This is a genomic window from Polynucleobacter sp. VK25 (assembly GCF_018687355.1).
Taxonomy (GTDB): domain Bacteria; phylum Pseudomonadota; class Gammaproteobacteria; order Burkholderiales; family Burkholderiaceae; genus Polynucleobacter.
The window spans coordinates 741,701-761,745 of record NZ_CP061288.1; the positions used below are offsets into that span (position 1 = coordinate 741,701).

A 20,045-nucleotide genomic window follows, 5' to 3' on the forward strand; every position below is an offset into this window, starting at 1 on the left:
TACCTTAGGAAATTAATTATCATTCCGTATGTTGAAAGTTTTGGAAGGTATTTTGGGATGCGTTTGAATCGATTTTGGCTTGCTGCCTTAGGGGCACTTTTTGCTGTTGGCACATTATTAAGCGCACCAGCTATTGCTTCTACTAAAGATAAGCAGGCTGCTAAAACTCCCGCCAAGGCAACCACTAAGACCGCTACAAAATCTGCCAAGAAGCCCAAAACCGTTCGCGTCACAGTAACTCGTGCAGCCGAACCTATCATTCCGGCAAGACCATCTCTTGCGACAGCGTTGGGTTTACGTGGTCAACACGATGAGCTCAGCCTGAAATCCAGCGTAGCGATGGTCGTCAATCAAGATACTAAAGAAGTGTATTTTGAAAAGAACCCTTCAGTGAGTTTGCCAATTGCTTCTATTACAAAGTTAATGACAGCAATGGTGGTGTTGGATTCTAAGTTACCGCTAGACGAAACATTGGTCATCAATGCAGATGACGTGCACATCTATCGCACTTCACGACTTGCTGGCGGTACGGTTCTGACGCGCGAAGAGGCTCTATTATTGGCTTTGATGTCCTCTGAGAACCGCGCAGCATATACCTTGGGCAGAAATTATCCAGGCGGCATTCCGGCGTTTGTAGATGCGATGAATCGCAAGGCAAAAGAGTTGGGCATGGACCATTCGCATTTTGCAGATCCAACAGGACTCCTAAGTGAGAATGTTGCTTCAGCAGAAGATCTCACGCGCATGTTGAGCGCTGCATACCAGTACAAAACGATTCGGGAATTTTCAACCTGGCCAGATTTAACCATGGTGATTGCAAAACGTCCGCAGAAATTCTTGAACACCAATCGCCTAGTGCGATCAGGCGACATGAATATCGGTCTTCAGAAAACTGGCTTTATTAATGCTGCGGGCAAATGTTTAGTAATGCAAGCCAGAGTAAACAACACGCCATTGCTATTAGTCTTCTTGGATTCGGTTGGAACGCAATCGCGTTTTGCTGATGCTGTGCGTGTACGTGATTGGTATGAGCGTATGCCTTCTGGCAGCGCACATTCCATTCGACGCTTGATGTAACTTATAGAGTTATTGGCTTGCTGAGCCAGGCTCAGCGGATTTGGGTTTGAAGCCCATTCCTTTGGATATCTGCAGAGCAGTTTCTTGCAGGGCACGTAACCAATCTGCCTGAATCCGATCTGTTGGGGCGCTTAACGATAAACCGGCAACCAATTTTCCGGTGTCATCCAAAATGGCAGCAGCCAAGCAGCTAACCCCCAGCTCTAATTCTTCATCGTCACGTGCGCTACCAACCTTGCGAACATGATTGAGTTCAGTTTCGAGTTTGCCAAGCTCAGTAATGCTATTACGTGTGTGCCCAGACAAACCAGTGCGAGTGACATAAGCGCGCACTTGACCAGGATCATCGCTAGCTAAAAAGAGTTTTCCAACTGAGGTTAGGTGTAGTGGGGCGCGACCACCAATCGCACGAACAACCTGCATGCCGGAGCGCTCGCTATAAGCGCGATCAACGTAGACGATTTCATCTCCCTGGCGAACGGATAAGTTCACAGTTTCACCGGTGAGCTTATGAAGAGTGCGCATTGGTAGTTGAGCGGCCTCACGCACAGATAGACGTGCTTTAACTAAGTTACCCAGCTCTAATAGTTTTAGACCAAGGCGATAAGTGCCGCCATCACCACGCTCCACTAATCGGCAAGCAACCATGTCATTCAAAATTCGATGTGCAGTAGAAGGGTGTAGGCCCGTCATTTCCGCCAAGTTCTTGAGACTGCTGGAATCCTCTTGGTCGGCAAGCGCGTCAAGCAAATTCATCATGCGCTCCACTACCTGGATGGCAGTTTTACCTACCTCGCCAGTAGATCTAGGAGTTTTGACGCTTTTGCTCGTATTCATAGCCTTCATTGTAGCGATTTCGGATGAAATTGCATATTATGAAATCCCATTTTAGGGAGCTATCCCTGCGAATTAAGGCTGTCTCAGGGCCCTGGCGCACTCATTCACAAGATCTGGACCGCGATAGATCAGGCCGCTATAGATCTGCACTAGGCTGGCGCCAGCCATGATCTTCTCTCTAGCATCAGCACCACTCAGAATGCCGCCAACCCCAATGATGGGTAATTGGTTGCCCAATCTTGCCTTTAAGGCTTTGATCACAACATTTGATGCATTGCGCACGGGCGCACCAGATAGGCCGCCGGCTTCAGTGCCGTATTCCATGCCTTGCACTGCATCTCGGGAGATGGTTGTGTTGGTTGCAATGACTGCGTCAATTCCGAACTCCATCAGAAGATCAGCAATCAGGTTGATATCACCGTGATCTAAGTCTGGTGCAATCTTCAGAAACAGTGGCTTGCGGATACCAAAGCGGTCACTTAAACGTTGTCTTGCTACATCTAAGCTGCCCAATAGATCACGGAGCATTTCTTCGCCTTGTAAGGCGCGTAGATTCTGCGTATTCGGAGAAGAGATATTGACGGTAATGTAGGTGGCAATTTCGTAGACTGCTTCCATTGCTAGTACATAGTCACTCGAAGCCTCTTCGATAGGGGTGCTCGCATTCTTGCCAATATTTAATCCAAGTACGCCACCGCTTTGCCAAAACTTTGAGCGACGAACTCTAGCTACGCAGGCATCCACACCATCATTATTAAATCCCATGCGATTAATGATCGCCTGAGCTTCGGGTAAGCGAAACATCCGTGGCTTAGGATTGCCGGGCTGTGGTTTTGGAGTGACTGTGCCAATTTCTAAGAAACCAAATCCCAATGCAGCAAGTGCGTCGATATGTTTTCCGTCTTTGTCTAATCCTGCCGCCAATCCAACGGGATTCGGAAATTCAATACCACAGAGTCTTTGTGGATCGTTAATTGGTTTGCTAACTAGGCGCTCTAATAATCCCCAGCGCTGCAAGCGATCCATATTGCTTAGAGTAAGGTTATGCGCTTTTTCTGGGTCTATGCAAAAGAGCCATGGGCGTAGAAGAGAGTAACGATCGATCATGGGTAGATATTATGACTCAGACAGCGGTTGCCAATGGTCATCAATCAAACCCTCCATCGGTTGATATTTCACCTTGTATGACATCTTGTCGCTTTCCTTGATGTAGTAACCAAGGTAAAGGTAAGGCAAATTCAATTCCCGAGCCCGTTCTACCTGCCACAAGATGCTGTAAGCGCCATAACTTGCAGTGGGTTCAGAGGTGTCATAGAAGGTATAGACCGACGAAATACCCTGCTCCAAAATATCGATCATGCTGACCATACGCAAACGACCGGGATGGGGGTCGTGGGGACCATCCCGAAACTCGACAATGCGTGAGTTCACTCGACTTTGTAATAAAAACTGCATGTATTGATCTTGATCATCGCTATCCATATCACCACCTGCGTGGCGCTCAGTTTGATAGCGTTGATAGAGTTGGTAGTGCTCTTCTTGATAGCCAAGATTGAGAACGGAGGTGACTAGGCCAACATGTTTTTTCTGTGCGCGACGTTGACTGCGTGAAGGTGAAAATTGGTTTACCAAAATACGCGTAGCAACACATGCTTTGCATTCATCACAATAGGGGCGGTAGGTATATAAACCACTGCGTCTAAATCCAGCATTGAGTAAATCGTTGTAGACGTCCGAATGAATGAGGTGTGAAGGCGTGGCTACTTGCGAGCGTGCAGTCTTGTTCGGCAGATAGCTACAAGCATATGGTGCTGTTGCATAAAACTGCAGTGCGGTGAGAGGGAGTTCTTTAAGCTGGGTCATAGCCAGTGGTGCAAGATGGTTTTATCAAAAGTCCAGGATTGCTCAATCTTAGTTTGATTTATGGATATTTGCAGTTGCTCTAAAAAGGCCTGTCTGGGCATTGGGGCCGCCCCCAATGAGAGGAGGTGAGCTGTCTCTTGCTGGCAGTCGATCATGTGAATATTGTTACTGAGGCACCAAGCGCTGAGTGCGGCTAATGCGATCTTTGATGCATTGGTCTTATGACTAAACATAGATTCACCAAACACCATGCCCCCAAAGGCGACGCAATAGAGGCCGCCAGTCAGCTGACCCTCTTCCATAACAGCAATGCTATGGGCATTTCCTTGTTCATGAAGTGCGGTGTAGGCATCAATAATTTCGTGGGTGATCCAAGTGCCATCTTGATCTTTGCGGGAGCTGGTAGCGCATGAGCGTATGACTGCGCCAAAATCATCATCAACCATTATTTGCGAACGAGCATTTTGACAAAAGGAGCGAATAATTTTTCGCAAGGAGTCGCTGCATTTAAATGCCTGAGGCTTCAATATCATCCTGGGATCAGGAGACCACCAGAGAATAGGTTGGTTATCTGAATACCATGGAAAAATACCTTGTTGATAGGCGCGAGCAAGCTGCCCTGGATAGATATGCTCGCTGACTGCAATTAATCCGGGAACGCTGGGGTCAGGGTCTGCCTCTGTGAGAGGGTTTGGAAAAGGATCTTGAGGCCCTAACCAAGCAATCTGACTCATGCTGACTCAAATACGTTCGGAGGGTAAAACATCGCGGCTGCGCACATGAAATTCTTTCCCTGAATCTAAATGGCCTGCAGCGCGATCGGCAAAGAACCATTCGAGTGTTTGCTTAATAGTGGGAAAAGCTAATTTATCCCAGGGGATTTCATGCTCATGAAAAAGTGCCACCTCTAAACTTTCTTCGCCAGCAGAAAACTCCGGCGTTGGCAGCTTGGCCAAATAGAACAGATGCACTTGCTCTGCGTGGGGCACATTCAGCAAGGAATAAAGTGGTCCAATTTCCACGGCGGCACCGGCTTCTTCAAGAGTTTCGCGTGCGGCACCCTGACTAGTGCTTTCACCCAACTCCATAAATCCAGCAGGTAAGGTCCAAAACCCATTGCGTGGCTCAATCGCTCGGCGACATAACAGAATCTGTTTGCCATACACCGGAATGCTACCCACCACATTGCGGGGATTTTGATAGTGAATGCTGCCACAAGCTTCGCATACATGGCGTTCGCGCGAATCGTCGGCCGGAATCTTGATCGTTAATACAGAGGCACAGTTAGGGCAATACTTCATGCTGACTTTCTAAAAGTGGGCTTTAATGGCGCCACGTAGGGCATTACTAAGAATAATCTCTTCTGCCATTGAAACATCTTTAATAGTCAGGTTAGCTTCACGGACATTCATGGAGGGGTCAGCAAGCAATACTGCGCGCATTACCCCAGGCAGAAGGCCGGCTGAAATAGGGGGTGTGAGCCATTCAGAGCTTCCTTGAGGCTTAATAAAAATGCTAGTCCTGCCACCCTCAGTAACAAAGCCTTGCTCATTCACAAACAGCGCATCAAATCCACCTAGCTTCACAGCCTCTTGCCAAGCATGATCATAGAGCGTGCGATTGCTAATTTTGTGACGCAATAAGAAGTCTCCAGAAAACATGGTTACGTCACCAGAAAGAATATCTTTGGCCCAAAAGATTTTGACAGGCTCGTTTGTTTGGTCAATGACTGCGCTTGTAACAGAAAGCTCGCCATTAGGCGCAAGATCGAGTCTTAGTCGATAGGACAAATTTTTATCAAGGGATGCACAAGTGCTTGTAACCAAATTCGTTGCGACTTCTTGGTTGAAGGCAATTCTTAAAGAGAGAGCGGAGGCTTTCATCCTATATAGATGAGCCTCCCATCGGAGTGCCTCACCCTGAGAGATGGCGATGGTTTCAAATAGGCCTTGAGTGCTGGGCAGATCCATGAGGAACGCTGCTTTAATGCGGCATTCCTGCCACTCTTGGCTAGCATCAGAATCATTGGTGATACCAGCACCTATCCCGAGTGTGAAATGAGATGCATGAGACTGATCATCCCGATGAATCTCCAATGTCCGAATCGGCACACTAAAGGCAAAATTACCATTGGGGTCAAGCCAACCTAAGGCGCCGCAATAATAACCACGGTCCTGAGGCTCTAACTCTTGAATAATTTCCATACTGCGTTTTTTGGGGGCACCTGTAACAGATCCGCATGGAAACACTGCTTTGAAAATATCGAAAAGTAAAGTTTCAGGCTGAATCTGCCCCTGCACGGTGGAAGTCATTTGCAAAACATCCCCATGTCTTGCTACTTCAAATAAATTAGGGACGGTGACTGTTCCTGGTAAAGAGATGCGGCTCAGATCGTTGCGCAGCAAGTCCACAATCATGACGTTCTCTGCTTGATTCTTGGGGTCCTCAGAGAGGGTGCTCGCTACTGCAGATAAAGCACTAGCAGTGCCTTTCATTGGCATCGCTTTTAATGTGTCGCCATCGCGTGCAATAAACAATTCAGGAGACTGCGACAATAAAAAATTACCCTCATGCTCTATGTAAGCACCAAATCTTCCAGGCTGGCGGTCTCTTAAACGGCTATACAGGGCGAGTGGTGCGCCATATGTTTTACCTGTGATTCGGTAGGTGTGATTGATCTGGTAGGTATCGCCATTACGAATGTATTCTTGAATCGCAGCAATATCATTCGAAAATTGATCTTCATTCAGAGATTCCCGAATATCCATTACCCCAGCATTACTTTGGGATTGATCGAGGGAAGTGAGCTTTTGGCTAATGCATAGATCTACATCTTGCTTAGAGAGTTTTTTGAAGTCTACAAATGACCAGGCCTCAATTAAAGGGTGATGGTCATCGGGCAAATGTGATCTTTGAGGCAGTTTATGAATTTGTCTGCCCAACTCATAAGCAAAAGCGCCTACAACATATTCTCCTCTAGATAGAGCGGAAGATATTTCAGCAAAGCATTGTTGTGTCGCTACTAAATCAGTCGATTGATCACCGCTTGGAAGAACCCGCCAATAATGAAGTGCATTCTCATAGAGGCGACTGGTAGGTGAGGCCGCGGTGCTTTGCGCATCGTCGAGCAAAATCATCGCGGCTGACCTAATAAGCTCTATTTACTTCAGAATCGTGGCAGATTCGATAGTGACAGTCTTGCTTGGAACATCAACCATTCTGCCCATGCGCGGAGCGGGGGCAACCATCGTCGGTACTTTGCGGATAGCGTCGATGGTCTGTGTGCCAGAAACTACTTTGCCAAACACGGTATATCCATTGCCCATAGCATTGGGGTAGTCCAGTGCGGCATTGTCTTTCACATTGATGAAGAACTGTGAAGTTGCAGAATCTGGATCGGAGGTGCGCGCCATCGCAATCGTGTAAACATTATTCTTAAGGCCATTCTGCGCTTCAGACACTACTGGAGAATCTGTAGGCTTCTGATTTAAGTCAGCAGTAAACCCACCGCCCTGAATCATGAAGCCATCAATCACACGATGAAAGATGGTGCCATTATAAAAACCGCTCTTCACGTAATTTAAGAAGTTAGCAGTTGTCTTGGGTGCCTTTACATCATCAAGCTCAACCACGAAATTACCCATCGTGGTTTTGAATTCCACCTTTGGCCCTGCAAACACTGAATGACTGGTAAAACAAGAAACAGCCACTACAAGTGCGATAAATAGCTTACGCATAAGAACTCCTTCAATAAAAATAGCTTGTATTTGATTGTATTGCCCAATACCGCTGAAGTGGAAAACCTGTTTGGGCTTATCAGACTAGCCCATTAGGTACATTGCTGGCATAGGCATAAGAAGCTTCTTCAAACATGCCGGGTCTAGCAAGGTAATCCAAGGTCCAGTCAATGGTGTCCACACCCCAAAAGCACTGTTGATTGACTATCAGAGCAGGCACTCCAAATGCCCCATCGACTTTAGCTTGATTGGTATTGGCAATCAGCCTGGCTTTTACTTCAGGGCTTTCGGGTTTTGGTGTATCTGCTGGTAAGTTTAAGTAAGTGCAAAATTCTGGCCAGGATAGATTGGGATCTTTGCCCTCTACCCAAACATAATCAAAGGCGCGCTCAACCATAGCCCAATCGGCATTCTTCTCGATTAAGAGGCGCTGTGCCGCAACAGTCATAAACGGATGGTGCTCAGGAAAGCGAAAAGGAATGCCCAACTTCTCGGCTTGCCAAACACAGAACTGATAAGTATGTGGACGTTTCGCAGCTACTTCTCCTGGACCTTTGTTTTCAGATGCTCTGAGTAGACCGCCTAACAAAATAGGAACTGGCTTGATATCTAACTGATCTTCAAGACGCTTTCTTTGTTTGACGTAAAGATAAGCAAAGGGAGAGACGATATCGTAATAAAAAGTGGCAGCTATCTTCGTACTCATATGATCTTGCAGGTTATTTCTCGATTTATTCTTTTATTTCTTCTTGTGCTCATCATCGAGCTTTTTCAAGAAAGCCAGTTTTTCTTTGATTTGCGCCTCTAGTCCACGCTCAACCGGCTCATACCAATGGGGTTCTTTCATGCCATCTGGTAGATAGGATTCGCCAGCAGCATAGCCATGAGGCTCATCATGGGCATAGCGATACGCTTTGCCATGACCAAGCTCTTTCATTAACTTCGTAGGGGCATTGCGTAGGTGATTGGGTACTGCCTTAGATTGATCATTCGCGACATAAGCACGAGCTGCGTTAAAAGCGTTGTAGCTGGCATTGCTCTTAGAAGCAACCGCAAGATAAACCACCGCTTGTCCCAGTGCAAGCTCGCCTTCAGGGGAGCCCAGCCTTTCGAAGGTCTGAGCTGCATCGTTAGCTAACTGCATTGCTCGTGGATCTGCTAGACCAATATCTTCCCAGGCCATTCGAATAATGCGTCTGGCTAGGTAGCGGGGGTCTGCGCCGCCATCAAGCATACGACAAAACCAATACAAGGCGGCATCTGGATTGGATCCTCGAACGGATTTATGTAGCGCGGAGATCTGATCGTAGAAATGATCGCCACCTTTATCAAAGCGCCGTGCTTGAGCGCTTAGTGCGTTTTCAATAAATTGCTGACCCACTATCTTGATTTCTGCATTTGGGGTGAGTGCCGCATTACGTACTTGTTCAACCAAGTTCAGCAGGCGTCTGGCATCACCATCAGCATTTGAGATGAGCGTATCAATTGCTGCAGATTCAAATTGCACTTCAGGCATGGCATGCTGATGCGCACGTTTAAAGAGGAGTTTCAACTCTTCTGGAGTTAGGGACTTCAGTACATAAACCTGGGCCCGTGATAGTAATGCTGAGTTCACTTCAAATGAAGGGTTCTCGGTAGTGGCGCCAATAAAGGTAAATAAGCCTGATTCCACATGGGGTAGCAGGGCATCTTGTTGGCTTTTATTAAAGCGATGGATTTCATCTACAAACAGAATTGTTTGTTTGCCATACTGATCCATGTTTCGCTGAGCTTGCTCAATTGCTTCGCGGATTTCCTTTACGCCAGCAAGAACTGCGGATATCGCAATGAACTCTCGATCAAATGCCTTGGCTGAAAGACGTGCCAGCGTAGTTTTGCCAACGCCTGGAGGTCCCCACAGAATCATCGAGTGAGGCTTGCCAGAGGCAAAGGCCAGATTGAGCGGTTTGCCGCTAGTTAATAGATGGGCTTGTCCTATGACTTCTTCAATCGTTTTTGGGCGCAATGCTTCCGCTAATGGAGGGGGCGGAGCGCTGTCAAAAAGATTGCTCATTGCATCATGCTTGAATAAAAAGAATTACTAGGGATGCCCAAGTAAGGCATGCAGCGGCAACATAGGTCAAACGATTGCGCATCGTCATGAACGCATTTCGAGTCGCTTCATCAGAAAAATAATATTGATAGGTGTTCTGATCAATATTGCGCTGAATAATTAAAGTGGAGGCCAAAATCAGTAAACCCACTGGTATATAAATATGCAGCGCTAGCCATGCAACTAAAGCTGGAATAACGCCCCAGATCCAAGCATTACGGTCTTCCCAGCGATCGCCCACAGGTGCTTTGCCGAGCAAGTGCAGATTGGCACCCCAATGTAAGGCGCCCATAAATGAGGTGATTACAGCGCCATAACCCGCTAAAGATTCGGCGCTTAAGTAATTCAATGGGGTTGGAGCCAACTGCACCATTAAGGCTAAGCCAATAAATGGAATAAGACCGGCATAGCCAAGTTTGCGAACTAAAGGGGAGATAGGGTTCACGATGGAGGTATCTAAGTTAATAAGTTGTGAGTGAAATTATTTATCGTAGGTATAGACACCGCGACCTGTTTTGCGTCCGAGATATCCGGCTGCAACCATCTCGCGCAGAAGTGGGCAGGGGCGGTATTTAGAGTCGCTGAAGTTTTCAAAATAGACTTCCATGACAGCCAAGCAAGTATCTAGTCCGATCAGATCTGCCAAAGCCAGTGGGCCAATTGGTTGATTGCAGCCTAACTTCATGCCAGCATCAATATCTTCCGGGCTAGCAAGTCCTTCTGACAGCACAAAGAAAGCTTCGTTAATCATTGGTAACAAAATACGATTAACCACAAAGCCTGGTGAGTTTTTAACCGTGATTGGCTCTTTGCCTACATGCTTAGCCATATCAATAATGGCAGCATGAGTAGTATCACTGGTTTGCAGGCCGCGGATCACTTCCACCAGAGCCATCAGGGGTGGCGGGTTAAAGAAGTGCATGCCAATAAAGCGGGCAGGGTTGGAGTCAAGCGCTGCGAGTTTGGTGATGGATAGCGAGGAGGTGTTGGTGGCAATGATGGTGTCTTTGCTCACCATTTCATCTACTTGCTTAAGTATCTTTTCTTTAATTGCTTGATTCTCGGTGGCGGCTTCAATGACCAGCCCCAATCCTTTAAGGTCGGCGTAAGAGGTGCTACCTTTAATGCGATTAAGTGCAGCTTCCTTGGCTTCAACGGTAATCGTTTCTTTTTTGACGAGACGATCTAAGCTTTTGCCAATTTGTTCAAGACCACGTTGTACGGCAGCTTCATTAATATCAACCATGACTACATCCAGGCCTGCTACAGCACATACTTGGGCAATACCGTTACCCATAGTTCCGGCACCAATGACGCCTACTGATTGAATACTCATCTTATTTCCTCTTTTGATACTGGGTGGAACCAAATAGCTGCTCTCTTGCCTTGTCATCGTGCAAGGGCTTACGTAATGCGGTTAATACTTCGCAACCACGCTTTACTGCTGGTCGTTCACCAATCTTTTCAAACCACTTTTTGAAATGCGGGTAGTCGTTGATGTCGATACCTTGATTCTTCCAGTTACGCGTCCATGGATAAATCGCAATATCAGCAATAGAGTAGGATTTCCCAGCAATATAAGGATTATCTTTCAGTTGGCCGTCCAACACCCCATAGATGCGTTTAGCTTCATTGGTGTAGCGATTGATGGCGTATTCAATCTTCTCAGGTGCGTAAAGGCGGAAGTGGTGGTTTTGCCCAAGCATGGGTCCAAGTCCACCCATTTGGAACATCAGCCATTGCAGTACTTCGTACTTGCCGCGCGTGTCTTGCGGCAAGAACTTGCCAGTCTTGCTCGCCAAATAGAGCAGAATCGCGCCGGACTCAAAAAGGCTGATGGGTTTGCCGTCCGGTCCATTGGGATCAACGATTGCTGGAATCTTGTTATTGGGGCTAATTTTTAAAAAGGCTTTGGCAAATTGATCTCCAGCACCAATATCAATCGGGTGGGCAATCCAGTCGCGACCTAAGCGATAGCCACATTCTTCGAGCATGATGTGAATCTTGTGACCATTGGGTGTTGGCCAGCTGTAGACATCAATCACGCTATTGGATTTTGGATTGGACATATTTTCCTCTATAAGGTTTGTAAGCGCTGCAGCGCATTTGCAAGAGTCTGGTCTTGCTTTGCAAAACAAAAACGAATGACTCCAGACTCGGTAGCTTGATCATAAAAAGCAGAGACAGGAATGGCAGCCACCCCAACTTCGGTAGTAAGCCATTTACAAAAATCAGCCTCATTTAATTTGGCTTGAGGAATTTCCAATGCAGAGTAATCGGCACATTGAAAATAACTGCCTAGAGTAGGGAGTAATTTGAATTTAGTTTGACTCAACCCCGCTCTAAAAAAATCTCGCTTAGCTTGATAAAAGGCTGGCAAATTTAAGTAATGTTTTTCATCTGAAAGATAGGCAGCCAAGCCGTATTGCATTGGCGTATTAACAGCAAAGACATTGAATTGATGAACCTTGCGAAACTCTTTTGTCATCGCAGGCGGGGCGGCAACATAACCCACTTTCCAGCCAGTAACGTGAAAGGTTTTCCCAAAGCTAGAAACCAGAAAGCTCCTGGCTGCTAGCTCTGGGTGGGATGCAACGCTATGATGCTTGGCACCGTCATAGACCATATGCTCATAGACTTCATCGCTCAGAACTAATGCGGAAGTGTTGCGAACTAAATCTGCCAGGCGATCTAGGTCTGCTTTATCCCAAACCATGCCAGTAGGATTGTGAGGAGTATTAAATAAAATGAGTCGCGTTTTGGGATTGATTGCCTGGGCCAATAAATCCCATGGAATTTCGTAGGCAGCAACTTGCCCAGAGTCATCGCGTACGACTTGCAATGAAATCGCAATCGTTTTACCTCCCGCTAAATCGATTGCGGGGCGGTAACAGTCGAAAGCGGGTTCGATGATGATGACTTCATCGCCAGGTCCAACGCAAGAGAGTATGGCTGTAAAAATAGCCTGTGTGCCACCGGCGGTAATTGTGATTTCAGTTTCAGGATCGTAGTGGTGGCCATAAAGAGATTCAATCTTTTTGCTAACGCCATTACGAAGCTCTGCAACCCCAGCCATTGGAGGATATTGATTGCGATCTGACAGCATAGCTGCATTCACATCGGCAATCAGCTTTCGGTCGCAAGGAAAGTCAGGAAAGCCTTGCCCCAGATTAATCGCTTGATGCTCTGCAGCAAGGGCAGACATTACCGTAAAGATCGTGGTTCCCACCAGCGGAAGGCGACTTGGAAAAGAGGGGGTCTCTAGTGGGCTCATGGAGGGGAGGTGGTGATCAGTCTTTTAAAGCGGATATATCCGGTAGTCGCTAGAATGGTAAAAATACATTAACAAATTGTGCCATGCTGATCGTTCTCTCACCTGCTAAATCTCTGGATTACAAGACCCCTGCAATGGTCAAGGCTCCAACCATGCCCGAGTTTGTCTCAGAATCAGCCAAGCTCATTGCAGACCTCAAGAAGCTGGGTCCGCAGGATGTTGCCAAATTAATGGGTCTATCCGATCAATTAGCCATTTTGAATGTTGGTCGTTATCGGGACTGGTCCAAGAAATTCACTGCAGAGAACAGTAAGCCGGCAATCTATGCTTTTGATGGGGATGTCTATGATGGGTTTGATGTCAAAACCCTAAATGCTAAAGCGGTGGCGTTTGCTCAAGACCACATCCGCATTTTGTCAGGCCTGTACGGTGCGCTAAAGCCATTAGATCTGATGCAGCCTTATCGCCTCGAGATGGGTACGGCATTTAAAAATCCCAGAGGTAAGGATCTCTATGCTTTTTGGGGGAGTCGCGTCACCGACTTCATCAAGAAGGATCTGGAGAAGCAAAAGAAGCCTGCGCTCTTAAACTTAGCCTCAGAGGAGTATTTCAAGGTACTCCAGCCTAAAGAGTTGGATTGCCAGGTCATTTCCCCTGTTTTTCAGGATGCTAAGGACGGTAAGTACAAAATCATTTCTTTTTATGCCAAGCGTGCTCGTGGCTTAATGGCGCGCTACGTTGTTGAAAATCGTATTACCGATCCAGCAGATTTAAAAGGCTTCAATTTAGATGGTTATAAATACTTTGCTGCAGAATCTACAGTAGATAAGCCGGTGTTTAGAAGGGCAGAAAGAAAATAATGGCCGTGCATCGCACCAAACCATCGCAACGCAATTCTCCCGAAGTAGAGAAGTTGGTCGCTGACGCTATTTCTTTGGCGGCGTCTGGAAGTCAAGTTGAAGATCGTTTCTGGGAGGAGCGCTTGAATGTGCGCTTAATGCGCCTACTCAAAAGTCAAAATCAAAATGTGATTGATGCTGCCTTGGATCAGACCTTTCGTATCAACACCGTAGCCTTTGAAGTACTCGCAGATATCGCAGAAACATTGGCTGAGTCATTGAAGGTGGAGCATGAGGGGCAAGAGTGGGATGTGCTATTAGTCGCAATGCCTATCGTTGCCCATACACGTTATCAGATTCCTTCAGGGCCACTACCAGTCAATATCATTGAGTCAACTGCGCAGGCTTTACACAGCGCTATTGCCTCAACCGATACGCGCATAGCCATAGTTCCTTGGCTGTATAGCATTGACCAAATGCCCCATTCACATTGCCAAACTCGTGTATTGACTGAAGCTTTGGCAACTGCCGCAATCTCTTCAAATGAAGTCAAGCTTGAGTTGCGTGATATGTCTGAAACCATTGCTGTATTGGCAGACCCTCGTTTCATTATTGCCGCCTTAAGCACGCCGAGTGGCTCCCCCATTTTCCGTTGGCAGGCTGAGCCGCCGGCTCGTCAAGAGCGGGGCGTGAGTTTGATTGGTTGGCAAAATGCAATGCAGGAATCCATAGCCTCCTTGATGCCGGGTTGCGAGTTTGAATTGCTCTTGCCCGAAGCGTATTTCACAAACTGCCGTTTGGCTGATAAGCATGTTCGACCTCTCAGCATTCGTGCCGCAGTGAACTTCTTAGAAAGCACTCTGGGAATCTTGCCAGCCGGCCTATCTTGTGTGGTCGGTGCTTTTGGTGAAGAGCAGGCAGATGAGTATCGAATTGCCTTTAGCGTAAAGGGTTCATCCGACGTGATGTATGGCGTCATCTGGCCGCTATACGACCGCGAAAGTGTAGCGAGTGATGCCTTGAATGACCTATCGGATGACGAGAGCCCGATTAAGAAGATCTGTGATGCCTTGCATGATGCGGGAGTAGAGGATGTCTTCCGTCACGCGATGCTGTTTGATCCGGAACTTTGTGATGACTGCGGCGCGCCGTTATTTCCAGACCGCTCCGGTGAAGCAGTGCATGCCGAGATGCCGGATGATGCGCCGTCACAGCAGCCCTTGTTCCATTAAAGAAAAACTAAGCAATAAAAAAGCCGCAACTAAGCGGCTTTTTTATTGAATGCAATCTCAGAAATTAATTCTGCACAAAAGGTTCCGCGCCAGCAAACAAATGTGGCAACTTGCCTGACTTCATTTCTGCTGTTTGGCAGAAATCGGCAAGACGCACACCCGCTTTAATGTTGAACAACATTGCTTTGTTACCTAACACTACTAGGTCGTAACCAGAGTTCGTATTCTTGTAACGCAAGCTGCCGGGTAGGGAAGTTTGACGGTCTAAATCGTGTGTTTTGGAGTCCCAAGTTAAACGAATTTTCTCGGTTGTCCCAGCCGTTTTAAACTGCTTACCTTCTTGGCATGTCCAAGTAAATACTTCTTCATTAGCGCTAGCATTTGCAGCACCTAGAAGGCTTGCAAGCACTACGCTAATGGTGAGAAGATTTTTTTTCATGTGCAAAATTTCCTTATGAGAGCAAGTGCTTAACGCCAGCTTGTTCTTCGAGTAATTCATTTAATGTATGTGTCATACGCTCACGAGAGAATGCATCGATCTCTAAACCTTCGATCATTTTGTATTCGCCGTTTTCGCAAACCACTGGGAAGCCATAAATGACTTCAGCAGGAATGTCGTATTCGCCTTTAGAAGGAATACCCATAGTTACCCACTTGCCATTTGTGCCAAGTACCCAATCATGAATGTGGTCAATTGCTGCATTGGCTGCAGAGGCTGCAGAAGAAAGGCCGCGCGCTTCAATAATGGCTGCGCCACGCTTGCCTACGGTAGGAATAAATACATCTTTATTCCATGCCGCATCGTTAATGGAATCCTTTACAGACTTGCCATCGATCGTTGCAAAGCGATAGTCAGGGTACATAGTCGGGCTGTGGTTACCCCAGACAACTAATTTCTCAATATCAGCAACTGGCTTATTCAACTTGCTGGCCAATTGTGAGAGGGCACGGTTGTGATCCAAGCGCAACATTGCAGTGAAGTTCTTCGCAGGAATATCTGGAGCAGATTTCATGGCGATGTAAGCGTTGGTATTTGCTGGGTTACCAACAACCAATACTTTTACTGTCTTCTTGGCAACGGCATTCAAGGCTTTACCTTGAGCAGTGAAAATTTGCGCGTTCGCTGAGAGCAAATCCTTGCGCTCCATACCAGGGCCGCGTGGACGTGCACCAACTAATAGCGCAACATCGATATCTTTAAAAGCGGTCATTGGATCAGAGTGGGCTGTCATACCTGCCAGCAATGGGAACGCACAGTCTTCCAACTCCATCATTACGCCGGTTAAGGCCTTTTGGGCTTTTTCATCAGGAATCTCAAGCAATTGCAGGATTACGGGCTGATCTTTGCCTAAAAGGTCGCCATTGGCGATACGGAATAAAAGGGAATATCCGATTTGACCGGCTGCACCGGTTACGGCGACACGCATTGGGGCTTTTGCCATTACTGAGAACTCCAAATGAAGGTTGTGAGGGTTAAATAAAGAAAACTTTTCTATTATCCATTCAAGTGTAGGGACTTTAGCTTTACACTGTCAATGATGTCTTATATAAGACTAGAATTAGTGAGAATTTTATCCAATTGACGCGGTCTGGAGTTAATTTGTCTGATTTGACTTTGCCTATTGCCTCATTTAGCCCTCTGTACGAGCAGATTAAAGCGATGATTTTGGCTAGTTTGCAAGCCTCAGAGTGGCTGCCAGGGGATGCTATTCCCAGTGAAATGGAGCTTGCAGCCCGTTATGCTGTTAGTCAGGGTACCGTTCGCAAGGCTATAGATGAGCTTGCGGCTCAAAATCTCTTGGTTCGCAGGCAAGGGAAGGGCACCTTCGTAGCCACCCATCAAGAAGATGACTGGCAATACCGTTTTTTACGATTAGCTCCCGATTCTGGTGAAAAGTTTCACTTAACCAATCAATTTTTATCCTGCAAAAAGACTAAAGCAACAACCTACGTGGCCAACTTGCTTAAATTAAAGGCAGGTGACCCGATTATTCACATCGATCGTGTTCAAAGCTTTGCGGGTAAACCCATTGTTTTTGAAGAGATTTTTCTGCCAGGTCTGCGCTTTAAGGGTTTGGATCTTGAGGCGCTCAATGCTTGGCATGGACCAGTGTACGCATTCTATGAAGGGCAATACGCCACCCATATGGTTCGCGCAGAAGAAAAAATCAAAGCCGTGGCTGCTGATGAGGTATTGGCTAAACACCTGCACCTAAAAGCAGGAGCGCCACTCCTTTCGGTAGAGCGTGTGGCATTTACCTACGGGAATAAACCAGTAGAAATTCGGCATGCAAGGTATGACACTTCAGAGCAGCATTATGAGAACAAATTGAACTAAGTTAAGTAAGAACCACAGAAGAGCTAGATCAGTAAAAACCAGTAATTCACCCCTTTAAACGCTAAAAAATCCCCACCACCCCTAAGGTTTCCAATAGAATATGTTGCGATACAACAAAACCACAATGAACCTCCACCTAAAGATAGAGATTACCCATGGTTGATTCACAGCAAAACGTTAAAAAAGACAGACCGGTCTACCGAAATATTGGTCTTGCGCAATTAATTAAATACCGCCTTCCTTGGGCCGGTAAAGTGTCGATTCTTCATCGTATTAGCGGGGCGACACTCTTTTTAATGTTGCCTTTCCTGCTTTATCTTTTAGACCAGAGCTTGGCCTCGGAAGTGAGCTACCAAAAGTTCCAAGCAATTACTGGCCATGTGCTGGTGAAAATTATTTGCCTTGGATTGATTTGGTCCTTCTTGCACCATTTCTGCGCTGGCATTCGCTATCTTCTCTTGGATTTAGAAATCGGCGTTGAAAAAGTTGATGCAAACCGCTCAGCAATTTTTGTATTTTTCTTGGGTCTGGCTTTGACCGCAGTTGTTGGTCTCAAATTATTCGGCGTGTACTAAGCGCACATCATTTAAGGAAATTTCATGCCTATTTATCAAATTGGACCTAAGCGCTTAGTAGTCGGTGCGCACTACGGCCTTAAAGAGTGGATCATCCAGCGCGTTACTGCGATCGTGATGGTGGTGTTCACAATCGTTTTGTTGGTTGATTACTGCGTAACTGGTAGCGCAACTTATGAAGGTTGGGCTGCTTTGTTTAGCAATCAATTCATGAAGTTGTTGACGCTCTTGGCATTCATCAGCTTGTTCTATCACGCTTGGATTGGTATCCGTGACATCTGGATGGATTACATCAAGCCTGTCAGCATTCGTTTGACACTGCAAGTGTTAACCGTTTTGTATCTCGTAGCCTGTGCGGCCTATGCCGTACAAATTTTGTGGAAAGTGTAATTCAATGACTGCAATTAAAAAATCATTGCCACGCCGCCGTTTTGATGCGGTGATTGTTGGAGCAGGTGGTTCTGGTATGCGCGCATCATTGCAGTTGGCTGAAGCCGGCTTGAATGTTGCGGTGCTAACTAAGGTATTCCCAACACGTTCACATACTGTTGCCGCACAAGGTGGTATCGGTGCTTCATTAGGCAATATGAGTGAAGACAACTGGCACTATCACTTCTACGACACCATCAAAGGATCTGACTGGTTAGGTGACCAAGACGTGATCGAGTTCATGTGTCGCGAAGCTCCTAAAGTCGTTTACGAGTTAGAGCACTTTGGCATGCCGTTTGACCGCAACCCAGATGGCACGATTTATCAGCGTCCATTCGGTGGTCACACTGCCAACTATGGCGAGAAAGCAGTGCAACGCGCTTGCGCTGCAGCTGACCGTACTGGTCATGCAATGTTGCATACCCTTTACCAGCGCAACGTACGCGCTAAAACCAACTTCTTTGTTGAGTGGTTGGCGTTGGATTTGATTCGTGATGATGCTGGTGACGTTGTTGGTGTTACCGCCCTTGAAATGGAAACAGGTCAGGTTTACATCTTAGAAGCCAAGGTTGTGATGTTGGCTACTGGTGGTGCTGGCCGTATTTGGGATGCATCTACAAACGCATTTATTAATACCGGCGACGGCATGGGCTTAGCTGCTCGCGCAGACATTCCATTAGAAGATATGGAGTTCTGGCAATTCCACCCAACTGGCGTAGCTGGTGCGGGCGTGTTATTGACAGAGGGTTGTCGCGGTGAAGGAGGTATTTTGCGTAATAAGGATGGCGAGCGTTTCATGGAACGTTATGCGCCAACCTATAAGGATTTAGCTCCACGCGATTTCGTATCCCGTTGTATGGACCAAGAGATCAAAGAAGGGCGCGGTTGCGGCCCTAATGGTGACTATGTTGTGCTTGATTTGACACACATTGGTGCCGAGACAATCATGAAGCGTTTGCCATCTGTTTATGAAATTGGTATTAACTTTGCAAACGTTGATGTAACTAAAGAGCCAATCCCAGTAGTGCCAACCATTCACTATCAGATGGGCGGTATCCCTACAAACATCAATGGACAAGTAGTTGTTCCAGCGAATGGTATTCACAATGAGATCGTCAATGGCTTATATGCGATTGGTGAGTGCTCATGTGTTTCAGTTCACGGCGCTAACCGCTTGGGTACTAACTCATTGCTCGACCTCTTGGTATTTGGCCGCGCAGCTGGTAACCACATTGTTGGTCTTGATCTCAAGAATCGTGAGTTCAAGCCATTGCCTGCAAATGCTGGTGAGCAAACCTTGGCTCGTATTGCTGCCCTGGATAACTCCACCTCTGGCGAATACGCTCAAGACGTTGCAAACGACATTCGTAAGTGCATGCAGAAATATGCAGGCGTATTCCGCAATCAAGAATTGATGGATGAAGGTGTTCGTCAAATGGCTAAATTGACAGAGCGCGCCAAGCACTTATGGGTTAAGGACAAGTCCGAAATTTTCAATACAGCGCGTATTGAGGCTTTGGAAGTGGCTAACTTGGTCGAGACTGCAAATGCAACCATGATTTCTGCGGCAGCTCGTAAGGAGAGTCGTGGTGCGCATTCGCACGACGACCATCAAGAGCGTGATGATGAGAATTGGATGAAGCACACCCTTTGGTATAGCGAGGGAAACAAGCTGACTTACAAGCCGGTTGTCTTGAAGCCTTTAACTGTTGAGTCCTTCCCACCTAAAGAACGTACTTTCTAAGCGAAGAG

The 20,045-nt window shown here is 46.8% G+C and carries 22 protein-coding genes; 7 read left to right on the plus strand and 15 right to left on the minus strand.

The window, feature by feature from the left end; translation table 11 throughout:
• Positions 1-57 precede the first annotated feature (57 nt).
• Positions 58-1,077, plus strand: a complete 1,020-nt coding sequence (locus AOC21_RS03860) for a serine hydrolase (RefSeq protein WP_215392460.1) — start codon at positions 58-60, stop codon at positions 1,075-1,077.
• Between the two features lie 9 nt (positions 1,078-1,086).
• On the opposite strand, the gene AOC21_RS03865 is transcribed toward AOC21_RS03860, so the two are convergent.
• The 13 genes from AOC21_RS03865 to AOC21_RS03925 form a co-directional block, all read right to left on the minus strand.
• Complete coding sequence (locus AOC21_RS03865) at positions 1,087-1,923, minus strand: IclR family transcriptional regulator (protein WP_215392461.1); 837 nt, start codon at positions 1,921-1,923, stop codon at positions 1,087-1,089.
• 63 nt (positions 1,924-1,986) lie between these two features.
• Positions 1,987-3,021, minus strand: a complete 1,035-nt coding sequence (locus AOC21_RS03870) for a quinone-dependent dihydroorotate dehydrogenase (RefSeq protein ID WP_215392462.1) — start codon at positions 3,019-3,021, stop codon at positions 1,987-1,989.
• Between the two features lie 9 nt (positions 3,022-3,030).
• Complete coding sequence (locus AOC21_RS03875; protein ID WP_215392463.1) at positions 3,031-3,777, minus strand: arginyltransferase; 747 nt, start codon at positions 3,775-3,777, stop codon at positions 3,031-3,033.
• Positions 3,774-4,511 carry a leucyl/phenylalanyl-tRNA--protein transferase gene (gene aat / locus AOC21_RS03880; RefSeq protein WP_215392464.1) on the minus strand — a complete coding sequence of 246 codons (738 nt, stop codon included), beginning with the start codon at positions 4,509-4,511 and terminating at the stop codon, positions 3,774-3,776. The genes AOC21_RS03875 and aat overlap by 4 nt, the downstream gene beginning before the upstream one ends.
• Before the next feature lie 6 nt (positions 4,512-4,517).
• The gene (locus tag AOC21_RS03885; RefSeq protein WP_215392465.1) at positions 4,518-5,078 is read right to left on the minus strand and encodes an NUDIX hydrolase; all 561 of its coding nucleotides are present in this window, start codon (positions 5,076-5,078) and stop codon (positions 4,518-4,520) included.
• A gap of 9 nt (positions 5,079-5,087) precedes the next feature.
• The gene (locus tag AOC21_RS03890; RefSeq protein WP_215392466.1) at positions 5,088-6,914 is read right to left on the minus strand and encodes a bifunctional chorismate-binding protein/class IV aminotransferase; all 1,827 of its coding nucleotides are present in this window, start codon (positions 6,912-6,914) and stop codon (positions 5,088-5,090) included.
• 24 nt (positions 6,915-6,938) lie between these two features.
• A complete protein-coding gene (locus AOC21_RS03895; protein WP_215392467.1) occupies positions 6,939-7,514 on the minus strand; it encodes a peptidylprolyl isomerase in 576 nt (191 codons plus the stop codon).
• A 79-nt stretch (positions 7,515-7,593) separates the two neighbouring features.
• Entirely contained in the window at positions 7,594-8,220 is a 627-nt protein-coding gene (locus tag AOC21_RS03900; RefSeq protein WP_215392468.1) for a 2-hydroxychromene-2-carboxylate isomerase, read from the minus strand.
• Positions 8,221-8,253: 33 nt separating this feature from the next.
• On the minus strand, positions 8,254-9,567 hold the full coding sequence (locus AOC21_RS03905; RefSeq protein ID WP_215392469.1) for a replication-associated recombination protein A: 1,314 nt from the start codon (positions 9,565-9,567) through the stop codon (positions 8,254-8,256).
• Between the two features lie 4 nt (positions 9,568-9,571).
• A complete protein-coding gene (locus AOC21_RS03910; protein WP_251371573.1) occupies positions 9,572-10,051 on the minus strand; it encodes a DUF3429 domain-containing protein in 480 nt (159 codons plus the stop codon).
• 36 nt (positions 10,052-10,087) lie between these two features.
• Positions 10,088-10,942 (minus strand): 3-hydroxybutyryl-CoA dehydrogenase, encoded by an 855-nt coding sequence (locus AOC21_RS03915; RefSeq protein ID WP_215392470.1) that lies wholly within the window; start codon positions 10,940-10,942, stop codon positions 10,088-10,090.
• Between the two features lies 1 nt (position 10,943).
• Positions 10,944-11,651: a glutathione binding-like protein gene (locus AOC21_RS03920; protein ID WP_215392750.1), complete on the minus strand. Its 708-nt coding sequence runs from the start codon at positions 11,649-11,651 to the stop codon at positions 10,944-10,946.
• 32 nt (positions 11,652-11,683) lie between these two features.
• Positions 11,684-12,880 carry a methionine aminotransferase gene (locus AOC21_RS03925; RefSeq protein WP_215392471.1) on the minus strand — a complete coding sequence of 399 codons (1,197 nt, stop codon included), beginning with the start codon at positions 12,878-12,880 and terminating at the stop codon, positions 11,684-11,686.
• Between the two features lie 83 nt (positions 12,881-12,963).
• Between AOC21_RS03925 and yaaA the strand changes: the two genes are divergently transcribed.
• Both yaaA and AOC21_RS03935 read left to right on the plus strand, forming a co-directional pair.
• The gene (gene yaaA / locus AOC21_RS03930; protein ID WP_215392472.1) at positions 12,964-13,740 is read left to right on the plus strand and encodes a peroxide stress protein YaaA; all 777 of its coding nucleotides are present in this window, start codon (positions 12,964-12,966) and stop codon (positions 13,738-13,740) included.
• On the plus strand, positions 13,740-14,951 hold the full coding sequence (locus AOC21_RS03935) for a DUF2863 family protein (RefSeq protein WP_215392473.1): 1,212 nt from the start codon (positions 13,740-13,742) through the stop codon (positions 14,949-14,951). The genes yaaA and AOC21_RS03935 overlap by 1 nt, the downstream gene beginning before the upstream one ends.
• Before the next feature lie 64 nt (positions 14,952-15,015).
• Here AOC21_RS03935 and AOC21_RS03940 read toward each other — a convergent pair whose 3' ends face one another.
• A complete protein-coding gene (locus tag AOC21_RS03940) occupies positions 15,016-15,390 on the minus strand; it encodes a hypothetical protein (protein ID WP_215392474.1) in 375 nt (124 codons plus the stop codon).
• 13 nt (positions 15,391-15,403) lie between these two features.
• Positions 15,404-16,393: a malate dehydrogenase gene (locus AOC21_RS03945; RefSeq protein WP_215321898.1), complete on the minus strand. Its 990-nt coding sequence runs from the start codon at positions 16,391-16,393 to the stop codon at positions 15,404-15,406.
• A gap of 158 nt (positions 16,394-16,551) precedes the next feature.
• On the opposite strand from AOC21_RS03945, the gene AOC21_RS03950 reads away from it, so the two are divergent.
• From AOC21_RS03950 to sdhA, 4 genes are all read left to right on the plus strand, one after another.
• Positions 16,552-17,289, plus strand: a complete 738-nt coding sequence (locus AOC21_RS03950) for a GntR family transcriptional regulator (protein WP_215392475.1) — start codon at positions 16,552-16,554, stop codon at positions 17,287-17,289.
• A gap of 155 nt (positions 17,290-17,444) precedes the next feature.
• Entirely contained in the window at positions 17,445-17,864 is a 420-nt protein-coding gene (gene sdhC, locus AOC21_RS03955; protein WP_215392476.1) for a succinate dehydrogenase, cytochrome b556 subunit, read from the plus strand.
• 24 nt (positions 17,865-17,888) lie between these two features.
• A complete protein-coding gene (gene sdhD / locus AOC21_RS03960; RefSeq protein WP_215392477.1) occupies positions 17,889-18,254 on the plus strand; it encodes a succinate dehydrogenase, hydrophobic membrane anchor protein in 366 nt (121 codons plus the stop codon).
• A gap of 4 nt (positions 18,255-18,258) precedes the next feature.
• On the plus strand, positions 18,259-20,037 hold the full coding sequence (gene sdhA, locus AOC21_RS03965; RefSeq protein ID WP_215392478.1) for a succinate dehydrogenase flavoprotein subunit: 1,779 nt from the start codon (positions 18,259-18,261) through the stop codon (positions 20,035-20,037).
• Positions 20,038-20,045: the final 8 nt, after the last annotated feature.

Excerpts from the sequence above, each read along its gene's own strand:
- AOC21_RS03945 (WP_215321898.1), bottom strand. The coding sequence starts at position 16,393 with ATGGCAAAAGCCCCAATGCGTGTCGCCGTAACCGGTGCAGCCGGTCAA.
- AOC21_RS03865 (WP_215392461.1), bottom strand. The coding sequence starts at position 1,923 with ATGAAGGCTATGAATACGAGCAAAAGCGTCAAAACTCCTAGATCTACT.
- AOC21_RS03890 (WP_215392466.1), bottom strand. The coding sequence starts at position 6,914 with ATGATTTTGCTCGACGATGCGCAAAGCACCGCGGCCTCACCTACCAGT.
- sdhC (WP_215392476.1), top strand. The coding sequence starts at position 17,445 with ATGGTTGATTCACAGCAAAACGTTAAAAAAGACAGACCGGTCTACCGA.
- AOC21_RS03905 (WP_215392469.1), bottom strand. The coding sequence starts at position 9,567 with ATGAGCAATCTTTTTGACAGCGCTCCGCCCCCTCCATTAGCGGAAGCA.
- AOC21_RS03875 (WP_215392463.1), bottom strand. The coding sequence starts at position 3,777 with ATGACCCAGCTTAAAGAACTCCCTCTCACCGCACTGCAGTTTTATGCA.
- AOC21_RS03870 (WP_215392462.1), bottom strand. The coding sequence starts at position 3,021 with ATGATCGATCGTTACTCTCTTCTACGCCCATGGCTCTTTTGCATAGAC.
- AOC21_RS03895 (WP_215392467.1), bottom strand. The coding sequence starts at position 7,514 with ATGCGTAAGCTATTTATCGCACTTGTAGTGGCTGTTTCTTGTTTTACC.
- AOC21_RS03940 (WP_215392474.1), bottom strand. The coding sequence starts at position 15,390 with ATGAAAAAAAATCTTCTCACCATTAGCGTAGTGCTTGCAAGCCTTCTA.
- AOC21_RS03935 (WP_215392473.1), top strand. The coding sequence starts at position 13,740 with ATGGCCGTGCATCGCACCAAACCATCGCAACGCAATTCTCCCGAAGTA.
- AOC21_RS03900 (WP_215392468.1), bottom strand. The coding sequence starts at position 8,220 with ATGAGTACGAAGATAGCTGCCACTTTTTATTACGATATCGTCTCTCCC.
- AOC21_RS03915 (WP_215392470.1), bottom strand. The coding sequence starts at position 10,942 with ATGAGTATTCAATCAGTAGGCGTCATTGGTGCCGGAACTATGGGTAAC.
- aat (WP_215392464.1), bottom strand. The coding sequence starts at position 4,511 with ATGAGTCAGATTGCTTGGTTAGGGCCTCAAGATCCTTTTCCAAACCCT.
- AOC21_RS03885 (WP_215392465.1), bottom strand. The coding sequence starts at position 5,078 with ATGAAGTATTGCCCTAACTGTGCCTCTGTATTAACGATCAAGATTCCG.
- AOC21_RS03860 (WP_215392460.1), top strand. The coding sequence starts at position 58 with ATGCGTTTGAATCGATTTTGGCTTGCTGCCTTAGGGGCACTTTTTGCT.
- sdhA (WP_215392478.1), top strand. The coding sequence starts at position 18,259 with ATGACTGCAATTAAAAAATCATTGCCACGCCGCCGTTTTGATGCGGTG.
- yaaA (WP_215392472.1), top strand. The coding sequence starts at position 12,964 with ATGCTGATCGTTCTCTCACCTGCTAAATCTCTGGATTACAAGACCCCT.
- AOC21_RS03925 (WP_215392471.1), bottom strand. The coding sequence starts at position 12,880 with ATGAGCCCACTAGAGACCCCCTCTTTTCCAAGTCGCCTTCCGCTGGTG.
- sdhD (WP_215392477.1), top strand. The coding sequence starts at position 17,889 with ATGCCTATTTATCAAATTGGACCTAAGCGCTTAGTAGTCGGTGCGCAC.